Raw genomic sequence first — 25,613 nt, 5'->3', positions numbered from 1 at the left:
AGAAGGATTCTATAATAGAATCCCTCTTTCGCTAATGAAATAAGTAAACCCATGATATCGTTTCTTTTATATGTCCAAACCTGCCGCTAGCAGGTGGGCATCACAGATTGGCTTTTGCCATCCACTCAAAGGAGGTCCGACAGCTACCATATCATTAGATTCCCTATTTATAAAAGTAGGTTGGACATATATAAGATAACATATATCACAGGTAGATCATTTTCTGATAATTATACATCCGTTGACTTTAGAATGTTCTTGGCATCAAACCTTCTTTCAACATTAAATATATAATACCATATCAATTATTAAGATGCAAAGCCATTTGCATAGAAAACGAAGTTAATCCGCCTTGTATACTAGTTTACCATCAAAAAAGGTCATGATGATTTTCGTTTTATCTATATCGATAGGATTCACCACAAATAAATTTTGATCAATTACCACCAGATCAGCAAATTTACCCACTTCAATAGAACCAATTTCATGTTCCATAAATAAAGTATAGGCACCATTTATAGTAAAACTTTTGATCATTTGCTCTACAGTGGCTCATTCGCCTTTATTTAAAAGATACCTTTCATCATCCATATCTGTAATATCTTCTACACCATGTAAGGCCGTTATCAATATTACGTGTGACACCAACATCCATCGCTAAGAAAGGCATTAACCGTCATAGCGCCACGAATACGCAGTTGCAGTTGTTTCGCTTTTTGCATTTCATCACAAGCTTTAAAGATGACATCAAAAGGCACGCTTGCCATACAAAGAATACTCGTAATACCAAAACGATGCATCTTCTTCTGAAAAGCAGTCATCGCAGTAATATATTGATTCAAACTATATTCAGGCAAAGCAATCAGCCACATAGCCCATTCTTTTAGTGTTCCCCACAGCTCACCATTACTCTGATCCGTTTCTATAACGCCGCCCTGAGGTACTTCTGTTTCAGAAGTTATACCATTTATTTCTAAGGCCTTGGAATTTACCCATAGGGTGTGGCCATCATGTGCTCGTAAAACGATGGGAATCTCGATCGTAATGGCATCGAGATATTCTTTGCAAGGTCCTTTAATCAACTCTTCACCTGTTAATATACCCCATGACCAGCCTCTGCCATAAACCATTTTAACATCTGGATGCTGCGCGATAAACTTTTTTACAGCTTCCACATATCCTTTTATGCTATTTATATTAAATAGCTGAACTTCGTAAAGCTCAATTTTATATTCACCTGCCTTTTCCCTTGCCCGTTCGCAACATTTCATATAAAGAAAAAAAGACTTACCCTCTGATAAGTCCTTTTTCAATAGAAAGAATAAAGCCCATAATATCGTCTCTTTGATATGTCCAAACCTGCAGCTCGCAGGTGGGCATCCTAGACATGCTTTTGCCTTCCACTCAATGATGGCTCGGCAGCCAGATATCATTTAGATTCCCCAGTTATAAAAGTAGGTTGGACATAAAAAAGATAACGTGCATTTCAGGCATCTTTTTGCTATGTGTATACATAATATCATATGAATCGTACTAGTGCAAAGTCCTTTATAATTTAGTTTTAGGAGCATTTTTCGGTTTAGGAAGGTTAATATACATGATACGTGCTTATTCTTTTAAATGCGCATTTTTGCGTTTCAAGATATGAATTTTCTACATCCTAAACTTTGTATTCTCTCAATATTTTAAACTGATCAAAAAACATCTGATAATAGACTCCTTCGTTGTGGATTAAGAAATCGTGGTTACCTTCTTCCACTATTTCACCATGATCAATTACTAAAATATTATTTGCACCACGAATGGTATTTAATCGGTGAGCAATGATAAAACTTGTGTGTCCCTGCATTATTTTTAGCAAGGCATCCTGTATATGTATTTCGGTACGAGTATCAATGCTGCTTGTAGCCTCATCCAAAATAAGAATCGACGGTTTGGCTAAGATCACTCTTGCAATCGCTAGAAGCTGTCTTTGACCTTGACTTAAATTTGCGCCATTTTCTGATAGTTGAGTTTCATATTGCTTCGGAAGCATTGAAATAAAACGATGTGCATTAGCCATTATTGCTGCATTTTCCACTTCTTCATCAGTTGCCTTACCTACTTGTGAGTAAAATATTTCTCGATAAATTTCACAACTTTCCATCAGTTCACTATGCTTGCCAATACCCACAATTTCCCCTTGATCAAGTACTATTATTCTATCTAAATCCATGACAGAGATAATCCGCTGAGCAATAATAAGACAAGTAAGATTTTTTGCATATTGTTTTAAGGCTTCTTTTATTTTCTCTTCTGTAAGCACATCAACAGCACTTGTTGCATCATCTAAAATAAGAATTTCTGGCTTTTTAACAAACGCTCTTGCAATCGCCAGCCGCTGCTTTTGTCCACCAGAAAAATTGACGCCACCTTGCCCAACTTTTGTTTGATACCCTTCAGGTAATGCAATAATAAAGTCGTGGGCTTGCGCAATCCTAGCTGCAGTTTCTATTTCCTCCACCGTAGCATTTTCTTTTCCCCATTTTATATTATCCATAATGGTACCAGTAAATAGTATAGATTTCTGAGGCACAATACCTATTTTCTCTCGTATCCACTTTGGGTTTATCTCCTTCACATCTTCCCCATCAACTTTGATAGAACCAGAAGTTACATCATAAAAACGAGGAATTAACTGAATAAGACTACTCTTGCCTGAACCTGTAGAACCAATGATCCCAACCCGTTCTCCTGGCATACAGGTCATCGTAACATTTTTAACAACTGCCTCTTCCTTCATTTTTCCATAGGAAAAATATACATTTTGAAAATCAATTCTACCTTTAATAGCCGTCATTTCACTAGGATAAAGATCCCATTTCATCTTATTTTCTTGAGCAAATACCTCACTAATACGCTCTGTTGATGCTTTTGCTCTCACAAACATATTAAAAACCATAGAAATCAGCAGCAATGAGAATAACATTTGTGTCATATAATTAATAAATGCAATAATATGACCTGCCTGCATTTCTCCTAAATGTACATACTTTCCTCCAAACCAAAGTACTGCTGCAATGCCAAAATTTACCGTAAGCATAATCCCTGGCCCAAAAACAGAGATCATCCGCATCGCTTTAACAGATTTTAATTGGAGTTCTTGATTTGCTTTATTAAATTTCTCTACTTCATAATCAAATCGATTAAACGCCTTTACAACTCTGACACCAGATAAATATTCCCTCATTACACTGTTTAACTGGTCAAGAACCTGTTGAACCTTTATAAAAAAAGGAAAGCCAAATTTCATATTAATAAGGATTAATATCCCCACAATCGGAATGACCACTGCCAAGATCAATGCTAATTTAGCATTGAGTTGTATCGCCATAATAAGACTTCCGATGCACAAAAAAGGCCCCTTGATAAAGATTCTCATGAGTCCATTTACAAGAGTCTGAATTTGTGTAACATCATTTGTTAAGCGAGTTACCAAAGAAGCTCTATCAAAGTGTTCAATATTTTCAAGAGACAATGTTTGAATTTTTTTATATAAATCCAATCTCAGTTCAGTCCCAAATTTTTGCGAAACAGTACTCGATATAATATTGCGGAAAGACGCTGCAATGGCTCCTAGTGCTGTAATAAAGAGCATGAAACCTCCTTTTAAAAGCACATATTCCATATTCTTCCCAGCTATCCCCACATCAATAATTTGCGCCATAATCGCCGGCAATATAAGATCACACACCGTCTCACACATTACAAAAAATACAGCTAGAAAAAATTTTTTACCATATTTTCCTGTGTAACGACTAAAAAAATTCATGCTTTCAATCTCCTTGAAAGTTTCAAAGTATACTACTAATAGCAACTATAGTACATTATACACTATATATTATAGTTGTTAAGAATCGCTGCACTTTGTATTCAAGATTCTTTTTTATTTTTTTCTTTATATTCTATTGACAAGAAGTCTTTTAATGATTAGAATAAGTAACAATATAGTCAAAGGTAATGACTGGGAATAATAAATGTTTAGAAATTTTCAGAGAGCTGAAGGTTGGTGCGATTCAGTAAATTTCATGCATTGAACTCACCCATGAGCTGCAGCCCGATAATGTAGGGTGTGCCGGAATTCCACCGTTACAAGGATAGATGGTGTTTGCCATCGAAAAAGGGGGTTCATTTTTGAACCAATTAGGGTGGTACCGCGAGTTTACCTCGTCTCTATTATAGTAGAGACGAGGTTTTTTAGTGTCTAAATCCGGATTAGTCACTAAAAATCTCCATGAATTATATAAAATAAACTTGGGAGGTATTTTTAATGAGTAGAAGAGTATTAGTATTGGATACAACCTTACGAGATGGCGAACAAGTACCTGGTGCAAAACTCAATATATACGAAAAACTTGAAATTGCTCATCAACTTAAAAAATTAAATGTAGATATTATTGAAGCAGGTTTCCCGTCTTCTTCTAAAGGTGACTTTGACTCTGTACAAAGGATTGCCAAGGAAATTATCGATGGTCCGATGATTACTGCTCTAGCAAGGGCTGTTAAAGGAGATATTGATGCAGTCTATGAAAGCATTAAATATGCGCAAAATCCCCTCATTCATATCGTTTTAGGAACTTCTGCGATTCATGTTGAGAAAAAATTTAATAAATCCAAAGAATCAATTTTAGAAATGGGCGTTGATGCCGTACGATATGCAAAGACATTACTTCCCAATGTTCAATACTCTACAGAAGATGCCTCCAGGAGCGATTTTGAATACCTTTGGAAAACGATTGAACAAGTAGTAAAAGCTGGCGCCACCATGATTAATATTCCTGATACAGTTGGCTATGCAGTCCCTGAAGAATTTGGCGAACTAATTAATAAAATTAATTATAGACTAAAAAATTTAAATGATAAGGTAATATTGAGTGTACATTGTCATAATGATACAGGGCTTGCCACGGCCAACACCTTAATCGCTGTCAAAAATGGAGCCAATAAAGTAGAATGTACCTTAAATGGTATTGGCGAACGTGCAGGCAATGCAGCTTTAGAAGAAGTTGCAGTGGGTCTTAAGCTACGTTCCTCTTATTACAATGCTCACACCAATGTGGTGTTGCAAGAAATAAAAACGACCTCAAAGCTTGTCAGTACTTTAATGGGATTAGATATCCAAGTTAACAAAGCAATTACCGGTGACAATGCTTTTGCTCATTCCTCTGGCATACACCAGGATGGTCTGCTAAAATCTCGTGATGCCTATGAGATTATTAGACCTGAAGATGTTGGCGTGGAAAATATGGAGCTCATTTTAACAGCCAGATCGGGAAGACACGCCTTTAAAGATGCTATCAGCAAAATCATACACAAAGACATAGAAAATAACGACTTCGAAAATCTTTTCAACAAATTTTTGAACCTTGCGGACTTAAAGAAAGAGGTCTATACTCATGACCTCTACTACCTCGTTGACCGCTACTATTTTGAGCAAGGCAATACCCAAGCAGAAGTACACACGGTAAGCGGAAAATTATATGAACTCGTGGCTTCCCAAGTAATCAGTAATGATAGTTTTCCATCTGCAAGTGTACGCTTAAAACGTGGTGAAGATATTTTTAAAGACAGCGCAGTTGGAGATGGTCCTATTGATGCGCTTTATACAGCCATAAAAAACATTGTAGGTTTTGACATCGAATTAGTGGAATATAAGATAACTAGTGTTTCTAGAGGCAAAGAAGCCCTAGGACGAGTCAATTTACAAATACGATATAACAATAAAGTCTATTCATCTAAAGCAGTCGACACCGATATTATAAGAGCCAGCGCATTAGCGTTTTTGAATGGCGTAAACACGATTATCATTGAAGACATTGGTAACGAAAAATAACGCACAATACTTGATAATTTACTATTGCAAAAAGGCATACAACTCCTTCTTCTATTGAAGTAAGAGCTGTATGCCTTTTATAAGGCAATTATAGTTTACTTAATCACTCTAAACACCCATCACATCCTCCACAAGCCTCCTGCTTACTCTGACCTCGTTGTCGTGGTACAGCATAAGAAGCAGGCTTTGAAATAATATGTTCTAGGGTTGCTATATAATTTTCAGGTAATCCCTGCTCTTTTGCCCCTTGAATAATTATATCCAAATACTCAGTGCTAGGCAGCTTAGGTTCTCCCAATCTGGCTTTCTTGTAAATACTTGCTTCTCTGACTCCATTTTGCTCATCAAGTACTTCCACCGGATAATGAAAATATTCCCCAGTTCCATCTAACCTCGCATCTTCGCAATTATCTAATTGTTCCCAATCATAAGATTCTAATTGATACAACACTCCCCACACTTCCGATTGAGTATCAGGAACAACAGTTTCTACGGCTCCATCCCAGATAACAGAATTTTCGTAAAACCCAATCTTATGACCCGGTAATCGGGCAATGCCAAGTACACAAGGCTTAGTGCATTTTTGCTTCATTCTTTCAAAATTAAGATTAAATCCATAGGCAAAATAAAGACGAGTTGGATTGGTTGTTCCCATATGATTACACCCCTTTTATTTTATACTCATGATCTGCAAGTTTTAAGCCGCTATCAGTGCAACAGAACATATCTTCAGCAGCATTTTGTATTATCAAGCATAGCAATAAATAAAAAAGCGCCAAAAACAATACGGATTGTCTTGGAGCGCCATTGCTTCACTACTTCATTCTCTTTTAGTTACTTTTAGAACATCATATCTCAAAGTAAGAGATATGTCTAATAAAATTTTAAGTAAGATATATTTCAGCTGCTTTTTCATCCGTGTCTGTCCAGAAGTCCCATGCCTAGCACCCAGTGTAGATTATTCTGTTGCACCAGGCGTTACCCCTAGCTGATACAAATCACTTGCAGAAAGATCTCCATTGTACCGCCGCAAACCATGCCTTCATCAGCGGCAGTATCATCGAGTAACGACAGAATATAAGTAAACGACATACCCTCATCCAATGCTCGAAGAGCTTGTAGCTTAGCCTCTGACTCTGTACAACCACCACCAATCGTACCTAGTATCTTTCCATCAGGATAGACAAGCATTTTGGTGCCAGCTTTACGAGGCGTCGATCCACGAGTATCAATGACCGTAACTAGTACAGCCCTACTCTTTTCCTCTTTAACTACGCAAATAGCCTTAAGAATTTTTTCATCCATCCTATCCCCTCCCTTTACCGCTAAGCGGTAAGCAAGTAGCATTTCGAGTCTATGCTAATACCTCTGCAACAATACTAAGAGCAATTTCCGCTGGTGTCTGGGCACCAAGGTCAAGACCAATGGGAGCTCGCAGACGTGATAAAATTTCTGCTGCGATACCTTCTTCAGTCAGCTTGTCCCTAATCCCTTTCACCCTTCGTTTACTACCGATCATCCCTAGATATGGTACCGGATAATTGAGTACAGCTCGTAAACATTCTAAATCATAACGATGTCCTCTAGTAACTATGATAATTGCCGAATAATCATTACTTTCTACGTCTTTTAAAGCAGTTCCAAAGTTTTCACAAATAACTTTTTCTGCCTTGGGGAAAGAAAGGGTATTGGCAAACTCTGGACGGTCATCTATAACTGTTACAGCATAACCAATCAGATGTAACAATTCTACTACGGGCTGACTGATGTGTCCACCACCCAGCACTAAAGCACTCAGACGAGTGCGCAAACAATCCCAAAAAAGGCGGTAAGCCCCCTCATATTCTATTTCTATGATAGTGGGCCTCTGCCAATTTGTTGTTTCTATCTTATTAACAACCAAAGCTGTAAATTCTTTGTCAATAAGCATTCCTTCAAACTCATTTTCCTTGGATATAGTCAACATTTTTCCTAAGTGAATTGCTTGCTCTTTCGGAGTGCCTACTATTGTTATAATTTCCGTCGATTGATAATGATTGAATTTTTGTAAAATATTTGAGAAATGATCCATATCTTCTCCTTTCCACAAACCTTAGATAAGGCCTACTAAGGGTAATCTTGAAATATTCCTTCATCTTATCAACTTACGTAGCAAATAAATCCCCTGAGGGTCTCCGTCACACAAATTGCCATTTTGTACAACCTGCTGCCCTCGCAAAAAAACGTGTAAGGCTTTGCCTTTTTGTTGAAAACCTTCATAAGGTGTATAGTCAACTCGCTGTTGCTGGGCTTGAGCGCTAATTACTGAGACATCATTCACATCCCATACTACAATATCAGCATCACTGCCTGGTGCTATCGTTCCTTTACGAGGAAATAGTCCGAAAATTTTTGCTGGCTGAGTTGCAGTTACATTAACAAATGTATTTATACTGATTTTTCCTGGGACAACACCATAGGTGTAGAGGAGTCCTAAGCGATTCTCCACTCCTGGAATACCATTTGGGATCATACTAAAGTCATGCAAACCAGCATCTTTCTGTCCATGAAAATTGAAAGAGCAATGATCTGTGGCAACAACATCAAGCATTCCATCATGTAAGCCTTGCCAAAGAAAATCCTGATTTTCTTTCTTGCGCAAGGGAGGCGATATTACATATTTGGCGCTTTCAAAATGATCTTTGCTATAAAAACTTTCATCTAACAATAAATACTGAGGACATGTCTCAGCATAAACTCGATTACCCCTACATTTTGCATTCATCACAACTTGCAAAGCATTATTTGAACTTAAATGTACAATATAAACTGACGATTGGGCAGCATGTGCTAAAGCAATAATCCTGTAAACAGCCTCCTCTTCTGCCACAATAGGGCGAGATAGAGGATGATAATAAGGCGCTACATTCCCTTGACTGCGATATCGCTTTACTAAATTGTAGATCATATCCCCGTTTTCACAATGGACACAAACTAGCACGCCACACTGTTTACTTTTAACTAAGGCTTGAAATAAAATATCATCATCAACCTGCAACAAATTTTTATAAGCCATATATAATTTAATTGAAGTTACCCCAGCGCTTTGTGATAACCAACCTATTTCCTCAGCTATATCATCATTCCATTCAGTTATGGCCATATGGAAGCCGTAATCTACATAACACGCTCCTTGAGCCTTAGCGTGCCAGTTGGTCAAAGCCTCCTTGAGGGTTTGACCTTTAAATTGGGTTGCATAATCAATAATTGTCGTTGTCCCACCCATGATTGCCCCTTGCGTACCACTGGTAAAATCGTCAGCAGTGACAGTATTGCCTACTGGCAAATCAAAATGTGTATGGACATCAACACCTCCGGGAAGTAAAAGATGCCCTTCTACATCCAAGATTATATCCTCTGGTAAAATAATTTCCTTGCCGATAGCAACAATTTTTTCACCTTCGATACGAACATCGGCTTTATAATAATCAACAGCTGTTACAATGGTTCCACCACGCAAAACAATCCCCACAGTAGCGCCTCCATTAAAACTACAGAGATACTCACCTTTGTAGTATCTCTGCAGTCTATCTATTCGGTGTAAAACAATTACCAGTTTAACAATTATGAATATATATGTGTACCAGTTTTTCCAGATATCGCTGCTTCCAAAGACTCAGTATTAGTAATAATGGCTTTTTTACCGCCACTTTCCAAGAAACTTATTACAGCTTGAATTTTAGGTAGCATACTGCCAGGAGCAAAATGATTTTCTTGAACATATTGCTTCAATTCATTTAAAGTCACTTTCTCCAATGCTCTTTCATCCGCTTTACCATAATTCAGATACACTAAAGGTACACTTGTTGAAATAATAAGTACATCTGCATTGATTTGCGCTGCCAGCAAGCTGGAAGCGAAATCCTTGTCAATAACCGCGTCAATTCCTTTTAATGTACCATCAGCCTGTTTAATAACAGGAATACCACCGCCGCCAACTGCCACAAGACAATATCCTTCTACAACCAACTTTCTAATAATATCAATCTCGACAATTTCTTTGGGGAAAGGGGACGCAACAACACGACGATATCCTCTGCCAGCATCACTTACCATCACCCAAGTAGGATTTTCCGCTTTGATCTTTTGAATATGCTCTTCCGTATAAAAAGAGCCAATAGGCTTTGTTGGATTTTCAAAAGCCGAATCCTTAGCATCAACAATCACCTGGGTGACAATGGTAACGGCAGACTTATCAATACCTCTTCTACTAAATTCATTATCCATAGCCTGCTGTATCTGATAACCAATAGCCCCCTGCGTATCTGCACCGCAGCTTACCAAAGGCACAGGATGCATTCCTGCTATCTCGGTCGCAATTTCGGATCGTCTTAGAATAAAACCTACTTGAGGACCATTACCATGAGTGATGATTACATTGTAGCCTTTTTCCATCATGCCAGTAATACTTCGTGCAGTTTCACAAACAGAACTATACTGATCTTCAATAGTTTGATGGGAATTGTCACTAATCAAAGAATTACCTCCGATAGCGATAACAGCCAGCTTATTCATCCTTATCGGCCACCCATTAAGAGAGTCATAACGGCTTTTGCAGTATGAAGGCGGTTTTCAGCTTCATCATATACTATAGAATGAGGACCATCAATCACAGAATCTTCAACTTCATTATTTCTATCAGCAGGCAAAGCGTGCATATACATTACATTTTTATCTGCAGTTTCCATCTTAGCCTCAGTACACTTCCATGATTTTTGCGCTATAAGTTTATCATCAACAACAGAAACAGCACCAGAAGCAGCAACGCCTGTTTGGTCATTAACCCAATTTCCCCAGTTTTTAGGAATAACAATTTGTGCTCCTTCATAAGCTGCGGCCTCATCATTCGTGACTGTTACAGTACCGCCATATGTAGCAGCATTTTCCTTAGCCTGTTCAATGACCCAATCAGGAAGTTCCCAACCTTTAGGATGAGCCAGCCATATATCCATGCCATAACGAGGGAATGCCAACAATTGTGATACAGGCACGGAAATTGGTTTCTTATGACTTTCAGCATACGCCCAAATGATAGCAACCTTTACACGTTTTAAATCACCAAGTTTTTCTTTCATGGTCATTAAATCCGCTAATGCTTGGAACGGATGGTAGAGGTCACACTGTAGGTTCATGATAGGTTTATGGGACCATTTAGCCATTTCATTCAGATATTTATTACCATAACCCCAGTTGCAATAACGGCAAGCAATAGCATGACCAAAACGAGAAAGGATAATAGCTGTATCTTTCGCACTTTCACCATGTGCAATTTGCATGCTGCTAGAATCAAGAAAACCTGCATGCCCACCAAGTTGAGCAAAGCCAGCTTCCATAGAGTTCCTAGTGCGAGTTGATTGCTCAAAGAACATTAAGAACATAGATTGATTTGGTAAATAATTCGTAGGAATACCCATAGCAAATTTTTTCTTAAGATCAAATGACACTTCGAGCATGGTATCTACTTCTTCTCTAGTGAAATCTTCCAAGTTGATGAAATGTCTCCCACGAAAAATGGTTTGCATAATAATAATCCCCCTAAATTTTTATATTTTATAGAAAAAATTGTTTTTAATAAAAAACAAAATTTATTTATTTACAAGGTTTGCAGTATGAGCAGGCATTTTAGCAGCATATTCGGTAGTATAAATCATGGGGATAACTGCATATACTGCGGCACAATTGACCAATTCTTTCTTCCAAGTTCGTTCATTTGGTGCATGAGCCTGATCTTCATGTCCAGGTCCAAAACCAATACAAGGAATACCATAACGCCCCATAATCGAAACCCCATTGGTAGAGAATGTCCATTTGTCTACTTTAGGCTCTTCTTTAAATAAGCCTTTATAAGAATCAACTACGGCGTGGCAAACGGGATGTTCATCTTCAATCAACCATGTTGGGAAATAACATTCGGTAGGATAAACCAAGTTCGTATAAGAAGGTCTTTCATATAGATACATTGTAACTTCTGCATTTGCAGCTTTTACAGAGGGAAGGTTTTTAATCTGCCCAATTGCATAGTCACCTGTCTCACCCACAGTCAATCGTCTATCAATAGAAATCCAGCAACTATCAGCCACAGCACATCGGGAAGGTGAAGTATGGAAAATTTCCGATACTGTCAGGCTACCTTTGCCTAAGAAATCATGATCCACTAGATTTTCATGAAGAGCTTTCAAATCATTTAGAATATCAGCCATTTTGTAAATTGCATTATCCCCGCGTTCAGGAGCTGAACCGTGACAGCTTACACCTTTCGTTGCTACTTTGATTTCCATACGCCCTCTTTGACCTCTGTAAATCTTACCGTCTGTTGGTTCGGTAATCACAACAAACTCTGGTTTCAACTTATCTTCATTAATGATATATTGCCAGCAAAGTCCATCACAGTCTTCCTCTTGCACAGAGCCAACTACCACTAATGTATAGTCCCCTTCCAGCTTGAGATCTTTAATGATTTTTCCCGCATACACCATGGAAGCCATGCCGCCCTCCTGGTCACTGCCGCCACGTCCAATGATAATTTCGTCATCTTCATAACCCTCATAAGGATCATATTTCCAGTTTTCAGGATTGCCAATGCCCACGGTATCAATATGAGCATCCATTGCAATCAAATGTCTACCATGACCCATATAACCCAGAATATTTCCCATAGGATCAATTTCTACCCTGTCAAAACCGACTTTTTCCATTTCTTCTTTAATGCGAAGTATCACTTTTTCCTCTTGGCAGCTTTCGCTGGGAATAGCAATCATATCCCTTAAAAACTTACTCATATCAGGTTCATACTTTTTTGCTAATTCTAAAACTTTGTTAAAATCGACTTTCAAAATGTCAGCCCCTCTCTAACTATTTTTATAATATGTATCACTATTTTTGCTATCCTTAATTCTTTATGTAGCAGAATTAGAGGATAGAAATGGCAACGAAGTGGTAATACCTTGGAAAATGAGCGCCATCTGAACTGCTTCTCGCAAGGAAAGTATCTCTGTAAAGTCTTTCTTCAATGCCATCTCCTTGATTGCAAAATCAGGAGATAATTGAATCGTAATGAATGGATTTTCAAATATTACTCCATCTTTCTCTACAGAAAGCTTCGACTCTATGCTGTCCGCCCGTCTATAAATGGTATTTCCTTGGATGTAAAACGCATTATCTTTCTCTTGTTTAAAATCATTTTCTCTGAGAAATAACCTTGGCTTATCGACATATGGCTTCCCATTATGAACACAAAAGGAAGCACAATTGCCACACTCATTACAAAAATCATCAAGATGGATAATCTGGCGATGCTGATTAATATTATAACTTTCTTTCCCTACCACCATCAGTGTGCCATTCTGACAAGCAAGTGTGGATAAGGTTGTTCTTATTGGTGAAATAATGTAGGTATAATTAGCCCGATTAGGACATACCTCAACGCACTTATCACAGAAAGTAGAACACTGCATACAACGAGCTGCTTCCTGACGAGCAGCCTCTTCTGTAAAGGTTTGCTCAATAAGGTTAAAACCAATGCGCTCAGCCACTGGAAGCCTATCAGGTCTAAGTTGGACTTCTTTTCTGGCGCGAACTTGTTTTACTTTTAAAATCTCTGCTTCAGAGAGTATTGTTCCAGGACAAATCCCTTGTTCAAAAACAATACCAAACTCTTGGCAAATCGATTCCGCTGCTCGGCGTCCATCCTCACAAGCCTGAATCACAATGGCTGGTCCCCGAGTAGCATCACCACCTGCATATACCCCTGTCTTATCTGTCATGCCTGTTTTAGCATCTACAGCAATTGTACTGTTTTTATGTTGAAATACGGAACTACCATTCAGAAAGGTAACATCCGGACTTTGTCCAATAGCGATAATAATAGAATCTGCTTTTATTACAAACTCACTACCTGGAATACTTACTGGATTTCTCCGACCGTCAGCATCGGCTTCACCTAACTGATTACGTAAGCACTCCAGGGCCGCTACCCGGCCATCTTTTAGAAGCACTTGCACTGGCGTAGCAAGTGCTTCTAATAAGTTGCCTTCTTCAAAGAGTTCTTGCTTCTCTTCATCCGTAGCGGGCATTTCCTTTTTAGTCCGCCGATAAACAACCGTTACTGGTTTACCTGTAATTTGCTGAGCGGTGCGAGCTGCATCCATGGCAGTATTACCACCACCAATTACCAGAACATTGGAACCTAAATCCGGATTCTCACCTTTGGCTACGAGCTCTAGCAGTTCAAGAGCAGAATAGACACCTTTTGCTTCCATTCCTGGAATGTTCAAACGAGCATCTTTCGCAAAACCACAAGCTACATAAACGGCATCAAAACCATCTTTTAACAACTCCTCTGGAGGGGTAGCAACAGGATGAGAAAGTACTATTTTTACCCCCATATCTGTTATACGATCAATATCCTTTTGTACTACATCCTGAGGGATCCTAAAAGCCGGAGCTATCGCCGGCATGCCGCCTGCTTTATCCTTTCCTTCATAAATAGTAGCCTGAATACCATTTAATGCTAAGAAAGCTGCTGCTGCCAGCCCTGAAGGCCCCCCACCAATGATTGCTGCCTTTTTATTGGTCATATTTTTTGTTAGTCTTGTAACCTGGCCTTTTTCAACAGCAAATCGTTTCAACGCTCTGATAGCTACTGGTTCATCATAGTTATTCCGAGTACAGCGGGTCTGACAGAGATGAGTACAAATATACCCGTTTATTGCTGGCAGAGGATTACGAGCTAAAATTACCTCCAGAGCCTTATCATATTCGCCATTTGCAATCAGCCAAGCATATTCGGGAACATCTTGGCATACTGCACACTGTTCTATACAGGGAGCTGTTACACAATCAAACATATCAAGATTAGATGCAACTTTAGGTAGATCATATGGATGATAACTTTTTTTATAACGTTTATTTATTAGTGCCTCTGCAGCTGCTTTCTCTAAATTAACCATTTTATTGCTAGCAAGTTCCTCTAGACTTCTCGCGCCACGCTTTGCCATTTCATTTTTCAAGTTTTCTAGATATTGGACAAATCTAGAATAGCCGCCAGGTTTCAGTAGATCAGAAGCAACCGTTACGCTTTTTGCACCAGAAGCTAAAATATCTGTCAAATTAAAAGCATCTGCTCCCGCAGAATAGGAAACATGTAGATCACCATGAAACTCTTTTAGAATTTTATCATATAGATTCATTGCAATAGGATATAACGCCCGTCCTGACATATACATCTCATCACCGGGTAAATTACCCTTGTAATTTTTCATAGCTAATGTATTGGTCAATTTTATGCCAAATATTAATTTTTGCTCAGCAGCAACCTTCTGTAACATTTTGATCAATTCTAACGCACGCTCATATTGCAAGTCATGGGCAAAGACGGCATCGGGAATGACAATATCCTTATAACCTAAATCATCATGGATAATGCTCATTAACCTTTCTTTACCGAGAAGGGTAGGATTCAGTTTAACGGTGGTATGCATTTTTCTCTCTTCCATTAAGTAACAGGCAATTTTCCCAATTTCATCAGGAGGGCAGCCATGCATGGTAGAAAGAGTCACATTATTGGTAAGCTGAGTAGGAATTTCAAGATCTGCGAACTGCGGAAACTGATCTTCAATAATAGCTTTAATCTGAGCAATTTCTTCTGAGGCGTCTGTCATACGATTCATAAAGCGAGTCATAGCTGGGCTTTTTATTCCTTCCAGATTATAACCTACACTCATATTAAAGATAGTTCCCACAGGAAGATGTGTAAAACCAAGCATGTTGTGTAAAATATGAATCAATGCCCAAGCTTTTATATATTCATTTGCAGATTGATCCAATTTCAATTCCTGAGACCATTCGACGTTATAACCCTCGTCCTCCATATCAATACAGGGTCTAGAGATTTCTAACTCATCCATAATCTGAACTGTCTTAAGCTCAATAAACCGTCCGCCGGACAGCCAGCTACAAATAATATTCTGAGTCAATTGCGTATGCGGACCTGCTGCAGTACCAATGGGAGTTGCCAGATAACTTCCAAACATATTCTTAATGACATAGGGATTCTCTTTTGAAGGAATGTAGAACAACGAATGATGTATCCCAAAGATAGAATGTTTTTCCTCAAACTCCTTTAAAATCCATGTAAGTATAACTTCAAAAGGCTGAACTTTCATGGTGTGAGACATGTAGATTTTCCTCCTTGATCCATTTGAATTTGATAATAAAACATTACTTACGCAACACTAGACTCCTGTTTTTTTATAATTGTACCAAACTCATTGAAGAAGGCATTTAATAGAATCGCAGCTAAGGTACCTCCCGTAATACCACTATGTAAAACAATTCCTGCCCACTCTGGCAAGGTATGGTAGAAGCTAGGAACAGCCAATGGAATCATACTCACTCCCACACTCACTGCCACAATCAGAGAATTTTTATTCCCTTCATAATTTACTTTTGCTAATGACTTAATGCCACTGGCAGCTACCATACCAAACATGACAATTCCAGCACCACCAAGTACAGGGCTAGGAATAGCAGCTACAAGAGCTGCAGCCTTAGGTAGAAGCCCCAAGACAATCAATATAAGTCCACCAGAGGCAACAACAAAACGACTTTTAATGCCTGTCAAACTTACAAGACCAACGTTCTGGGCAAATGCAGTATGAGGAAAAGAATTAAATATTCCGCCAATTAATGTACCAATACCATCAGTCCGAAGTCCCTTAGTTAAATCATTTGATTGGAGAGGTTTTTTTACAATTTCAGCGATAGCAATGAGATCACCCGTTGTTTCTGTCATTACTACAAGCATAACTACAGTCATGGCTAAAATGGATGAAAATTCAAAGGTAGGCAGCCCAAAAGCAAAGGGCGATGTAATTCCAATCCAGTTTGCTTGAGATATTTTTGATAAATCTGTTATTCCTAGAGGTATGGCAATGATCGTACCAAAAATCAATCCCAGGAGTACAGAAATATTACTTAAAAAGCCCTTGCAATAACGATTTAATAGCAAAATAAATGACAGTACCACAAAAGCCAAACAAATATAGGTACCATTTGCATAATTCGGAGCAGAAGGATTACCTCCAGCCGACCAGTTCACAGCAACTGGTAATAAAGAAATACCAATGATGGTAATGATAGTTCCAGTAACAACCTGTGGAAAGAAACGCAGAAGTTTACTAAAATATGGGCTAAGCAGATAAGTTATAATACCTGCTGCAATGGTTGAACCGAAAATACTAGTTAACCCATGAGTCTGCCCGATAATAATCATGGGCGTTACCGCAGCAAACGTCACACCTTGCATCAAAGGAAGTTTACTGCCAATCTGGCCAAACCCAATACACTGAATAATTGTTGTAATACCTGCCACAAATAGATCTGCATTAATAAGATAAATAAGTACATCATTTGGTAATTTAAGCGCATTAGCAAGAATCAAAGGAACTGCAACAGCCCCAGCGTACATCGCCAAGACATGTTGCAATCCATAGACAAAGGTCTGCCCTAATGGCAATTTTTCATCTACTGGATGACACACGTTTTCTGGCATTTCAATCACCCCATTATTTATTTCACCAACGCTGCTAATAGCAAAATACAATAATTACTTCTGCCATTATAATCTAGACCATAACTTAGAGCTTAGCTCCCGTGCTTTACTGCAGATCTCAACCTCATCCAGATCCACTAGTTTTCTTTCAAGCATAAGGATCTTTCCATTGATAATCGTTGTAACAACCGCTCTGCCTGATATACCAAATAAAATATGACCATTAACATTATTTTCATGTAAGGCAGTGGGCGGATCATAATCTACGATAATGACATCGGCATAACAACCGGGAGCTAATTTGCCAATAGGATGTGAAAAATACTGGTTGCTGATTGTAGGATTATTTTCAAATACCATGGTTGGTATTTCCCCCCATGCTACGCTAGGATTTCCTTGGTTATGCTTATGTAAGATATTGGCGACTTTAAATGATTCAAACATATCGCTGGTGTAACCATCTGTGCCCAAACCAACTGTAATGCCCTTTTTCATTAAGGTAAGAACAGGTGAACAGCCCACTGCATTTCCCATATTTGATTCAGGATTATGAACTACATTGGCACCTTTTACCCGTAAAATATCCATTTCACGTTCATCTATATGAACGCAATGTATAGCAAGGGATTTGGGCCCAACCATCCCAAACTCAGCCAAACGTTCTACAACTCGTTTTCCATATTTCTTTACTGAATTCACTTGATCAGCAGCGTCTTCAGCCACATGAACATGAAAACCTATTTTTGATTCATCATTTACTTTAGAACACTTTGCAAGGGTCTCATTACTTAATGTCATGGAGGCATGAAGACCAAACATACCTCTTGTCAAATCATCTTGCCGACTAGCAGCATAATTGATAAACTCGATATTTTCCTGTATCCCTTCTTCCATAATTTGCTTACCATCCCGGTCCGATACTTCATAGCACAAACAGCTCCGTATGCCAGCAGCCTGAGTGGCCCTTGCCATTTCAAATAAGCTCTGCCGCACTGCCCCTGGACTAGCATGATGATCGAAAATGGTGGTCGTACCATTTTTGATACAATCAATCAATACAACCATTGCACTATAATAAATATCCTCTAATGTCAAAGCCTTGTCTATCCGCCACCATAATCGCTCTAAAATTTCCACAAAATTTTGTGGTGGAGCATCTTTAGATGACATGCCACGCGCAAAGGTACTATATAAATGCATATGAGTATTTATCATTCCAGGCATGATGACTCTGCCTTTGGCATCCATAAATTCAGCATCAGGATATTGCTGCCGCATCTTTTGAGTCAAGCCAACTTCAATAATCATATTTTCCTGAATTACTACACAACCATCAGCCAGATACGGCTGACACGTATCCCTCGTTATCACTTTGCCATTGCCAACAAGCAACATGCCTATCCCCTCACTTACTTTTATATTTACTCATTTACAGGAAATTTACCATCCCACACAATATCACGGTACTTCTCAGGATCGGTATCGCCTTCTGTACTAAAGAGGAGTATTTTGGAGTTTTCATTAAGACCAAACTTAGCTCTTACCTCTTTCATCTTTTCATTGGTCATGATTGTAGCTAATAATCCAGCTGTAACCGCTCCTGATTCTCCTGAGATAACTTGAAAATCTTCTTTTATTGGGCTTCCCAAAATACGCATTCCTCTTGCTGCCACCCAATCGGGACAAGAAACAAAGCTATCACTATAATCTCTTAAAACATTCCAACTAATAGTGTTGGGTTCACCACAAGCCAAGCCAGCCATAATCGTATTAAGATCGCCTGTAACAGCATGAGGCTGACCATCATTCGCTAGAATAGACTGATATAAGCAATCCGCTTGATCAGATTCAACAATGATTGTTTTCGGCCGTTCTTCACCAAACACAGAGGAGAAATATCCTTGTACAGCACCTGCTAACGAACCAACACCGGCTTGAATAAAGATATGTGTAGGTTTGTCAACTTTCATTTCCTGTAATTGTTCCAAAGCCTCAGCAGCCATGGTGCCATATCCCTGCATAATCCAAGCAGGTATTTCCTCATATCCTTCCCATGCAGTATCTTGGACGACTACCCAGCCATTTTTTTGGGCATTTTCAGATGTTAATCGCACAGCGTCGTCATAATTTAATTCGGTTATATATGCTACTGCTCCCTCTGCCTTAATGTTGTTGAGTCGTGTAATGGAAGACCCTTTAGGCATGTATACTACGGACTTTTGTTTCAATCGGCTCGCAGTCCAAGCCACCCCCCGCCCATGATTTCCGTCAGTTGTCGTAGCAAAAGTAATTTCGCCTAGCTGCTTACGTGTCTCATCCGAAACTAAATTTTTATAATCTAATTGGCTAATATCTTTGCCCAGACATTGTGCTAGATAATTAGCTATGGCAAAGGATCCTCCCAGTACTTTAAAAGCATTTAAGCCAAAACGATACGATTCATCTTTTACATATACCCCAGCCACTCCTAAATGAGTAGCCAAATTCTTTAAATTACGCAATGGTGTACGACTATATTCAGGAAAACTCTCATGAAATTTTTTAACTTTTTCTATTTCTTTCTGACTCAAAAAATTAGTAGAAACCTTTGCTGTTTTTCCCAACAAATCATTCATAGCCCATTTTATTTTTTGTTCCATATACTTCTGCTCCTTTTCCACGATTATCCCATACGTATCATATTGCAAGAACTATGCCAAAATTCAGATAACAGCATAAATACTTATTCATATTAAGGCACGCATAGGAAGAAGCAGCTAGATACTTAGTAATGTACATGTAAATACCTAAAGCCAATCAGACAATATAAAGCAAAAACTTTTCCTATGATATAAGATAATTACCGATTTTTTTATCAATATGATATTTTTTATCAATATGATAAATATCGCATTTTACATTTTTTTATTCTCTCACCAACCTCTAATGAGAACTCTCAAGAGGTATATATCAATTAAATTTTAAAAATTTATTATCATTATGATAATTTTATTTTCGATATCACTATTAGCTTCATTCCAACTAAACACCATTGACTCCTAAACCGACACCTCTAAAACGCCAAACTTATTTACATCAACAAGCCCTTTATCGGTCAATTTTAATGCTGGTATCACGGGCAAGCTCATAAAAGCCAACGTCATAAAGGGATCATAACAAGCATTAACGCCAAGTTCATAGGCAATATTATGCAATGAGGCTAATTGATCATGAACAATATGAATATCCTGGTCTGCCATTAACCCTGCTAAGGGCAAAGCAAGGCTCCCTAACACCTTTCCCTTATTGACAATAGCTAACCATCTTCTTTCTCCTCAATAAATACCAATTATAATAACTCATTCAATTTTCGATATAAGGTAGCAACTCCAATTCCTAACTGTTTTGCAGCTACCTGCTTACCTTTTGTAGTATTGCCATGAAAAGCAACAGCCTTCAATATATGCTCTCGTTCTACTTCTCGCAAAAGCCGAATACTTTCACCCTCTGCCTGCCCTATATCATTTTTATATTCACGAATATTGCGAGGTAATGTGTCCTCAGTTAATGTCCCTAATTCGTCTGCCATGTTAATCATAAACTCAATAGTATTTTCTAACTCACGTACATTACCAGGCCAAGGATAATGAATTAGAATATTCATAGTTTGCTGATCAATAGCCTGTACTTTCTTATGAAATAAACCACAGTATTTTTCTATAGTACTAGCTACAACCAATGGTATATCTTCTATTCTTTGCCCAAGAGCCGGTGCTTCAAGTGGAATCACATTCAACCTATAATATAAATCCTCACGAAACTTATTTTCTTTGATTAAAGCTTTCAAATCCTTATTTGTGGCAGCTATAACCCGAACATCAAATGATATTAACTGATTAGAACCAATTCGCACTAGCTTTCGCTCTTGTAAAACCCTTAGCAATTTAACTTGTAAGTAAATTGGCATATCACCCACTTCATCTAAGAAAATAACGCCTTTATTCGCAAGTTCAAACTTGCCAATTTTCCCACGTGGGTCCGCTCCAGTAAAAGCCCCTTTTATATAACCAAAAAGTTCACTTTCTAATAAAGTATCAGGTATAGCTCCACAGTTTACAGCAATGAAGGGTTTATCACTTCGATTACTTGTAGCATGAATGGCCCTAGCAATCAATTCTTTACCTGTACCACTCTGCCCTGTAACAAGTACTGTAGATGTAGAGTCAGCTACCTTGCGTATTTTATTTTTTAGTTGTTTAATCACTTCGGCTTCACCAATAATATTATCTAAGCTAACCAATTTAGATACATTTGTTAAGCCATAAATATCTGATTTTACACTTTTCATTTCGTCAAAAATAAAAATTTTATCATAAACTGCTAAACCTGGAGATACGCTTAATAAATTTCCCATTAAGTAGAACTTTTTGTTTGCAATCATGATTTTATATTCCTCTACCCCTAACATCGAATCACCAGTAGCCTCAATGACAACTTTTTCGTAGATACAAGATGAGGTTAATTGCAATTGCTTTAAAGCACTCTCATTAATTTGAATAATTTGATTACATTGATTTAAGATCAGTACACCTTTGTCTACATTATTAATCACTTGCAGTAATAAATTAGTTATGACTTGGTTTCGTTCGTTCTCTCGATGCTCATAGGCTTTCGCTCCTATAAATCCTGCAATTTGCAGTATGAATAGTTGATAAAAATCTATATCATCTAATAACCTTTGCTTTTGCTCTTCATCAAAACAAATTAATCCAATTACCCCAATAATTTCATCATTTAATTTAATAGGAGTACATAACTCCATTTTTTCATCACAGCAGTTCTGTTTGGAACACAACTTACAAAATATATGTTCACCAGGTTCTTTAATTAATTGGGTTTCACCCGTAGCCAGCACTTGCTGATAAACAAAGCCTTCTTTCGACATATCAACATTTATTTGGTTAATGTATTGTCCTGTACCAGAAATACGAAATAAATTACTATCAACAATCTCCACATCCACTTTAATCACATGAGAGATCATATTTCCATACTGAATAACTACATCCTGAATTTCCTGTAAAATTGTTTTTTTCACAACAGCCTGCCCCCCACTACTCTTTTCTCAGTAACTGCTAGAGCTGCTTTCTTGCTAACTATGAGGAAATCCATAAGCAATATGGAATAATTTCACATAAGCAATTGCTTCTCCTTCAACTAGTCCTAAAGCCTTAATAACATGGATCTGTCCGCCTTAAAGCAATCTAGTACTATAAGAAAAAGACTTGATCTGAAGGAGCTTATACTCTACTTGATCAAGTCTATTTTATCCTACGAAGCAGATTACGGATGATCGACTTTTTTACCAGCCACATATCTAGCAATAATATCTCGATCGTCGCCGATATAAATAAACCGATGCAGTCGTTCTTCCAAAGACCGTTGATTCGGATCAACTACATAGTGATCATGAATGACTAATGCATCAAATTCGTATTCTGCCTCAAAGCTGCCTACCTGACCAAAAAAGCTGCCGCCACCCTTGGTTGCCAGATAAAAAGCTTCTCGCATAGTAATAAAATCTTCCGTCTTCTGCGTTTCCAGCCATTTCAATTTGGACGCTTGCACAGTTGCTACCATCACCTGCGCTATGGACACCTGGTGTCCGCCCGCGACGTCGGAACCCAATCCAACTGAAACCCCTTCTTTAATAATCCTGCGAATAGGTGCTATCCCGCTGGATAGGTTAGCATTGGAAGATGGGCAATGAGCCACATATACATTATTCTTCGCCATTAGTTCTATTTCGGCAGCATCACTATGGACACAGTGTGCCATAATGGTTGGCTGCTGGCCGAATAATTCAAATTGATTATAAACGTCTCCATAGTTCTGGCACTTCCGATGCAATTCTCTCACCCAGGTGACTTCAGCAGTATTTTCCGATAAGTGGGACTGGACCGGCACCTGATACTTCTTGGCTAAGCAAGCCAGTCCCGTCATCAGTTCCGGTGTACAGGAAGGTACAAACCTTGGCGTGACAATCGGCTTTACCAATGCATACCGACTGGCAGTGTCTTGCAGAAATTCCTCCGTATCGGCCAATGACTGCTTTGTTGTTTCTGTCAGTGCCGGCGGAGAATTCCGGTCCATATTGACTTTTCCCACATATCCTCCCAAACCTGCCCCTGCCAGCAGTTCCAGCAACTTAGCCGTAGCCTCTTTATGAATGGTGCCAAACAGTACAGCACGCGTGGTCCCCCATCTCCAAAGATCTACAACAACCGCCTTATAAACTGCTTCTGCATATGCCAAATCGTTAAATTTAGCCTCTGCTGGAAAAGTATATTTTTCCAACCATGGAAGTAATTCCAGATCAAGTCCCAAACCGCGGTTGACAAATTGCGGTGCATGGGAATGCAAGTCCACAAATCCCGGAATTATCAGATCATCTCCATAATCGGTTACAGGCAACCCTGTAAATTCTTCTGGAAGCTCAGTATACGTTCCTTTGATCCACTGTCCTTCAATTACAATATAACTATTTTCCAGAACTGTTAACTGACCAAAACTGGGTGTAAAAATGAAATTTCCTTTAATAATCATCACGTCATTATTCATTATTATATTCACCCACCTTTTTTACTTAGAACCGCTCACAAAATCAAATATTCCCAGACCGTCACTACTTCATCCAAAGATGGATTGCGAAAATAATGGATAAAATGTACATTAAAGGATTAATCTCTTTCACTCTGCCAGTAACCACTTTGAGCAGTGTATAAGCAATGAAACCGAAGGCCATGCCTTCCACAATACTAGACGTTAACGGCATCAAAATAATTGTTAAAAACGCCGGCAGCGCATTGGTAAAGTCGGTAAAATCAATGTGTGCAATTTCACCGATCATTAAAGCTCCCAAAATAATAAGGATGGAGGAAGTAGCAGCCCCTGGAACCAAAGCAGCCAAAGGCGTTATAAAAAGAGTGGCCAAAAATAATATCCCGGTAGTAACGGATGCCAAACCTGATTTGCCTCCAGCCCCAACACCTGCCGCACTCTCCAGATAAGAAGTCACTGTACAGGAGCCCAAAAAGCTTCCCATCATAGCTGCCAAAGAACCCGCCAGCAAAGCTTTATTAATATCAGGCAGATTACCGTTTTTGTCAAGTAATTTAGCCTTACCGGAAATAGCAATTAACGTGCCGATATTATCAAACAGATCCACAATGGTAATCGTAAAAATAATGGATACCAGGCCATATCCAATGGCTGCCATAATATCCAATTGCCCCATAGTTTCAACCGGCATTGGCGGAATAAAGGAAATTAAATCGTTAATGCTTGTTGGCACTTTGGCAACCCCCATAAACATGCCGATTACCGTGGTCGATAAAATGCCAATCAGGAAAGCACCTTTTACCTTGCGTGCCAATAAAATACTGTTTATAATCAGACCGATAATCGCTAAAAGTACCCCAGGTTGTTTTAAACTGCCTAAGGTTACAATGGTGCCCGGGGATGGAACAATAATGCCGGCCCCCTTAAAGCCAATAAAGGCGATAAATAAGCCAAGCCCTACACCGATAGCGGATTTAAGCATGGTAGGGATCGCTTCAATGACCGCCTTGGTGATATTGGTTATGGCGAGTATAAAGAATAACACTCCTGATACAAAAACCGCGCCCAATGCTGTTTGCCAACTTAGGCCCATGCTGCCCACCATAACGAAAGCAAATACAGCGCCTAAACCTAATCCTGGCCCCATCGCAATGGGTAAATTAGCGTAAAGACCAATCAGTAAAGTAGCAAATACCGTCGAAAGAATGGTAGCCGCCGTAGCACTGGTGTGAGGCATGCCAGCCGCGGCCAGAAATTGTCCCGGAATGACAAAAATCAGATAAGACATAGCAATAAAGGTAGTTAAACCAGCTAACATTTCAGTCCTTATATCTGTTCCTCTTTGCGATAATTTAAAATATCGGTTCAAGAAAACTTGTATATTGCCTTGATTTTCCGTTACTTGTGTTTTCAACATGTACTTACGCTCCTTATTTTTAAATAGGGCTATTTCATGCTAGATTTAAAATAATGAATTACATTAGTACTCTTTAAAATTCACTAGCTTCCTTTGCCAAAAGCACAGCGGGATATCGGCACTCGCAGCAATTG

Annotated in this window: 19 protein-coding genes, 2 other RNA genes and 1 other annotated feature; of the genes, 1 reads left to right on the top strand and 20 read right to left on the bottom strand. The window is 38.7% G+C overall.

The window, feature by feature from the left end; all coding sequences use genetic code 11:
• Nucleotides 1-42: 42 nt before the first annotated feature.
• The 5 genes from ssrS (LMF89_RS10695) to LMF89_RS10675 form a co-directional block, all read right to left on the bottom strand.
• A non-coding RNA gene (gene ssrS, locus LMF89_RS10695) (6S RNA) lies at nt 43-217 on the bottom strand.
• A gap of 125 nt (nt 218-342) precedes the next feature.
• Nucleotides 343-495 carry an amidohydrolase family protein gene (locus LMF89_RS10690; RefSeq protein ID WP_229535063.1) on the bottom strand — a complete coding sequence of 51 codons (153 nt, stop codon included), beginning with the start codon at nt 493-495 and terminating at the stop codon, nt 343-345.
• A 137-nt stretch (nt 496-632) separates the two neighbouring features.
• Complete coding sequence (locus tag LMF89_RS10685; protein ID WP_229535062.1) at nt 633-1,175, bottom strand: amidohydrolase family protein; 543 nt, start codon at nt 1,173-1,175, stop codon at nt 633-635.
• A gap of 146 nt (nt 1,176-1,321) precedes the next feature.
• A non-coding RNA gene (ssrS, locus tag LMF89_RS10680) (6S RNA) lies at nt 1,322-1,496 on the bottom strand.
• A 164-nt stretch (nt 1,497-1,660) separates the two neighbouring features.
• Nucleotides 1,661-3,811, bottom strand: a complete 2,151-nt coding sequence (locus tag LMF89_RS10675; protein WP_229535061.1) for an ABC transporter transmembrane domain-containing protein — start codon at nt 3,809-3,811, stop codon at nt 1,661-1,663.
• 179 nt (nt 3,812-3,990) lie between these two features.
• Nucleotides 3,991-4,217 (top strand) — a binding site (T-box leader).
• Between the two features lie 92 nt (nt 4,218-4,309).
• Here LMF89_RS10675 and LMF89_RS10670 point away from each other — a divergent pair.
• Nucleotides 4,310-5,872, top strand: coding sequence for a 2-isopropylmalate synthase (locus LMF89_RS10670; RefSeq protein WP_229535060.1), 1,563 nt, complete (start codon nt 4,310-4,312; stop codon nt 5,870-5,872).
• A gap of 103 nt (nt 5,873-5,975) precedes the next feature.
• Here the strand turns inward: LMF89_RS10670 and LMF89_RS10665 are convergent, their stop codons facing one another.
• The 15 genes from LMF89_RS10665 to LMF89_RS10595 form a co-directional block, all read right to left on the bottom strand.
• Nucleotides 5,976-6,527, bottom strand: coding sequence for a gamma-glutamylcyclotransferase family protein (locus LMF89_RS10665; protein ID WP_229535059.1), 552 nt, complete (start codon nt 6,525-6,527; stop codon nt 5,976-5,978).
• A gap of 329 nt (nt 6,528-6,856) precedes the next feature.
• Nucleotides 6,857-7,177, bottom strand: coding sequence for an XdhC family protein (locus LMF89_RS10660; RefSeq protein WP_229535058.1), 321 nt, complete (start codon nt 7,175-7,177; stop codon nt 6,857-6,859).
• Between the two features lie 49 nt (nt 7,178-7,226).
• Nucleotides 7,227-7,943, bottom strand: a complete 717-nt coding sequence (locus LMF89_RS10655) for an XdhC family protein (protein ID WP_229535057.1) — start codon at nt 7,941-7,943, stop codon at nt 7,227-7,229.
• A gap of 60 nt (nt 7,944-8,003) precedes the next feature.
• Nucleotides 8,004-9,383: a dihydropyrimidinase gene (gene hydA, locus LMF89_RS10650; RefSeq protein WP_229535056.1), complete on the bottom strand. Its 1,380-nt coding sequence runs from the start codon at nt 9,381-9,383 to the stop codon at nt 8,004-8,006.
• Nucleotides 9,384-9,475: 92 nt separating this feature from the next.
• Entirely contained in the window at nt 9,476-10,426 is a 951-nt protein-coding gene (arcC, locus tag LMF89_RS10645; RefSeq protein ID WP_229535055.1) for a carbamate kinase, read from the bottom strand.
• A 2-nt stretch (nt 10,427-10,428) separates the two neighbouring features.
• Nucleotides 10,429-11,433, bottom strand: coding sequence for an ornithine carbamoyltransferase (locus LMF89_RS10640; RefSeq protein WP_229535054.1), 1,005 nt, complete (start codon nt 11,431-11,433; stop codon nt 10,429-10,431).
• A 63-nt stretch (nt 11,434-11,496) separates the two neighbouring features.
• Nucleotides 11,497-12,744, bottom strand: coding sequence for a YgeY family selenium metabolism-linked hydrolase (locus LMF89_RS10635; RefSeq protein ID WP_229535053.1), 1,248 nt, complete (start codon nt 12,742-12,744; stop codon nt 11,497-11,499).
• Between the two features lie 63 nt (nt 12,745-12,807).
• Nucleotides 12,808-16,086, bottom strand: a complete 3,279-nt coding sequence (ygfK, locus tag LMF89_RS10630) for a putative selenate reductase subunit YgfK (protein WP_229535052.1) — start codon at nt 16,084-16,086, stop codon at nt 12,808-12,810.
• A gap of 47 nt (nt 16,087-16,133) precedes the next feature.
• Nucleotides 16,134-17,513 (bottom strand): nucleobase:cation symporter-2 family protein, encoded by a 1,380-nt coding sequence (locus LMF89_RS10625; RefSeq protein ID WP_229535051.1) that lies wholly within the window; start codon nt 17,511-17,513, stop codon nt 16,134-16,136.
• A gap of 15 nt (nt 17,514-17,528) precedes the next feature.
• Nucleotides 17,529-18,857, bottom strand: a complete 1,329-nt coding sequence (ssnA, locus tag LMF89_RS10620) for a putative aminohydrolase SsnA (RefSeq protein WP_229535050.1) — start codon at nt 18,855-18,857, stop codon at nt 17,529-17,531.
• 26 nt (nt 18,858-18,883) lie between these two features.
• Nucleotides 18,884-20,101, bottom strand: coding sequence for a diaminopropionate ammonia-lyase (dpaL, locus tag LMF89_RS10615; RefSeq protein WP_229535049.1), 1,218 nt, complete (start codon nt 20,099-20,101; stop codon nt 18,884-18,886).
• Between the two features lie 399 nt (nt 20,102-20,500).
• Nucleotides 20,501-20,755 (bottom strand): adenine deaminase C-terminal domain-containing protein, encoded by a 255-nt coding sequence (locus tag LMF89_RS10610; protein WP_369412581.1) that lies wholly within the window; start codon nt 20,753-20,755, stop codon nt 20,501-20,503.
• Nucleotides 20,756-20,790: 35 nt separating this feature from the next.
• Nucleotides 20,791-22,539, bottom strand: a complete 1,749-nt coding sequence (locus LMF89_RS10605) for a sigma 54-interacting transcriptional regulator (RefSeq protein ID WP_229535047.1) — start codon at nt 22,537-22,539, stop codon at nt 20,791-20,793.
• Nucleotides 22,540-22,784: 245 nt separating this feature from the next.
• Complete coding sequence (locus tag LMF89_RS10600; protein ID WP_229535046.1) at nt 22,785-24,062, bottom strand: amidohydrolase family protein; 1,278 nt, start codon at nt 24,060-24,062, stop codon at nt 22,785-22,787.
• A 64-nt stretch (nt 24,063-24,126) separates the two neighbouring features.
• On the bottom strand, nt 24,127-25,479 hold the full coding sequence (locus LMF89_RS10595) for an NCS2 family permease (protein WP_229535045.1): 1,353 nt from the start codon (nt 25,477-25,479) through the stop codon (nt 24,127-24,129).
• Nucleotides 25,480-25,613: the final 134 nt, after the last annotated feature.

It is taken from the genome of Pelosinus baikalensis, assembly GCF_020819555.1.
GTDB classification, from domain to species: Bacteria; Bacillota; Negativicutes; order DSM-13327; family DSM-13327; genus Pelosinus; species Pelosinus baikalensis.
This window is presented reverse-complemented; position numbering and strand designations above follow the sequence as displayed.

Coding starts and splice junctions, on each gene's coding strand:
- LMF89_RS10690 (WP_229535063.1), bottom strand. CDS start 495: ATGGAACATGAAATTGGTTCTATTGAAGTGGGTAAATTTGCTGATCTG.
- ygfK (WP_229535052.1), bottom strand. CDS start 16,086: ATGTCTCACACCATGAAAGTTCAGCCTTTTGAAGTTATACTTACATGG.
- dpaL (WP_229535049.1), bottom strand. CDS start 20,101: ATGGAACAAAAAATAAAATGGGCTATGAATGATTTGTTGGGAAAAACA.
- ssnA (WP_229535050.1), bottom strand. CDS start 18,857: ATGTTGCTTGTTGGCAATGGCAAAGTGATAACGAGGGATACGTGTCAG.
- LMF89_RS10640 (WP_229535054.1), bottom strand. CDS start 11,433: ATGCAAACCATTTTTCGTGGGAGACATTTCATCAACTTGGAAGATTTC.
- LMF89_RS10670 (WP_229535060.1), top strand. CDS start 4,310: ATGAGTAGAAGAGTATTAGTATTGGATACAACCTTACGAGATGGCGAA.
- LMF89_RS10665 (WP_229535059.1), bottom strand. CDS start 6,527: ATGGGAACAACCAATCCAACTCGTCTTTATTTTGCCTATGGATTTAAT.
- LMF89_RS10675 (WP_229535061.1), bottom strand. CDS start 3,811: ATGAATTTTTTTAGTCGTTACACAGGAAAATATGGTAAAAAATTTTTT.
- LMF89_RS10595 (WP_229535045.1), bottom strand. CDS start 25,479: ATGTTGAAAACACAAGTAACGGAAAATCAAGGCAATATACAAGTTTTC.
- LMF89_RS10660 (WP_229535058.1), bottom strand. CDS start 7,177: ATGGATGAAAAAATTCTTAAGGCTATTTGCGTAGTTAAAGAGGAAAAG.
- LMF89_RS10600 (WP_229535046.1), bottom strand. CDS start 24,062: ATGAATAATGACGTGATGATTATTAAAGGAAATTTCATTTTTACACCC.
- LMF89_RS10655 (WP_229535057.1), bottom strand. CDS start 7,943: ATGGATCATTTCTCAAATATTTTACAAAAATTCAATCATTATCAATCG.
- arcC (WP_229535055.1), bottom strand. CDS start 10,426: ATGAATAAGCTGGCTGTTATCGCTATCGGAGGTAATTCTTTGATTAGT.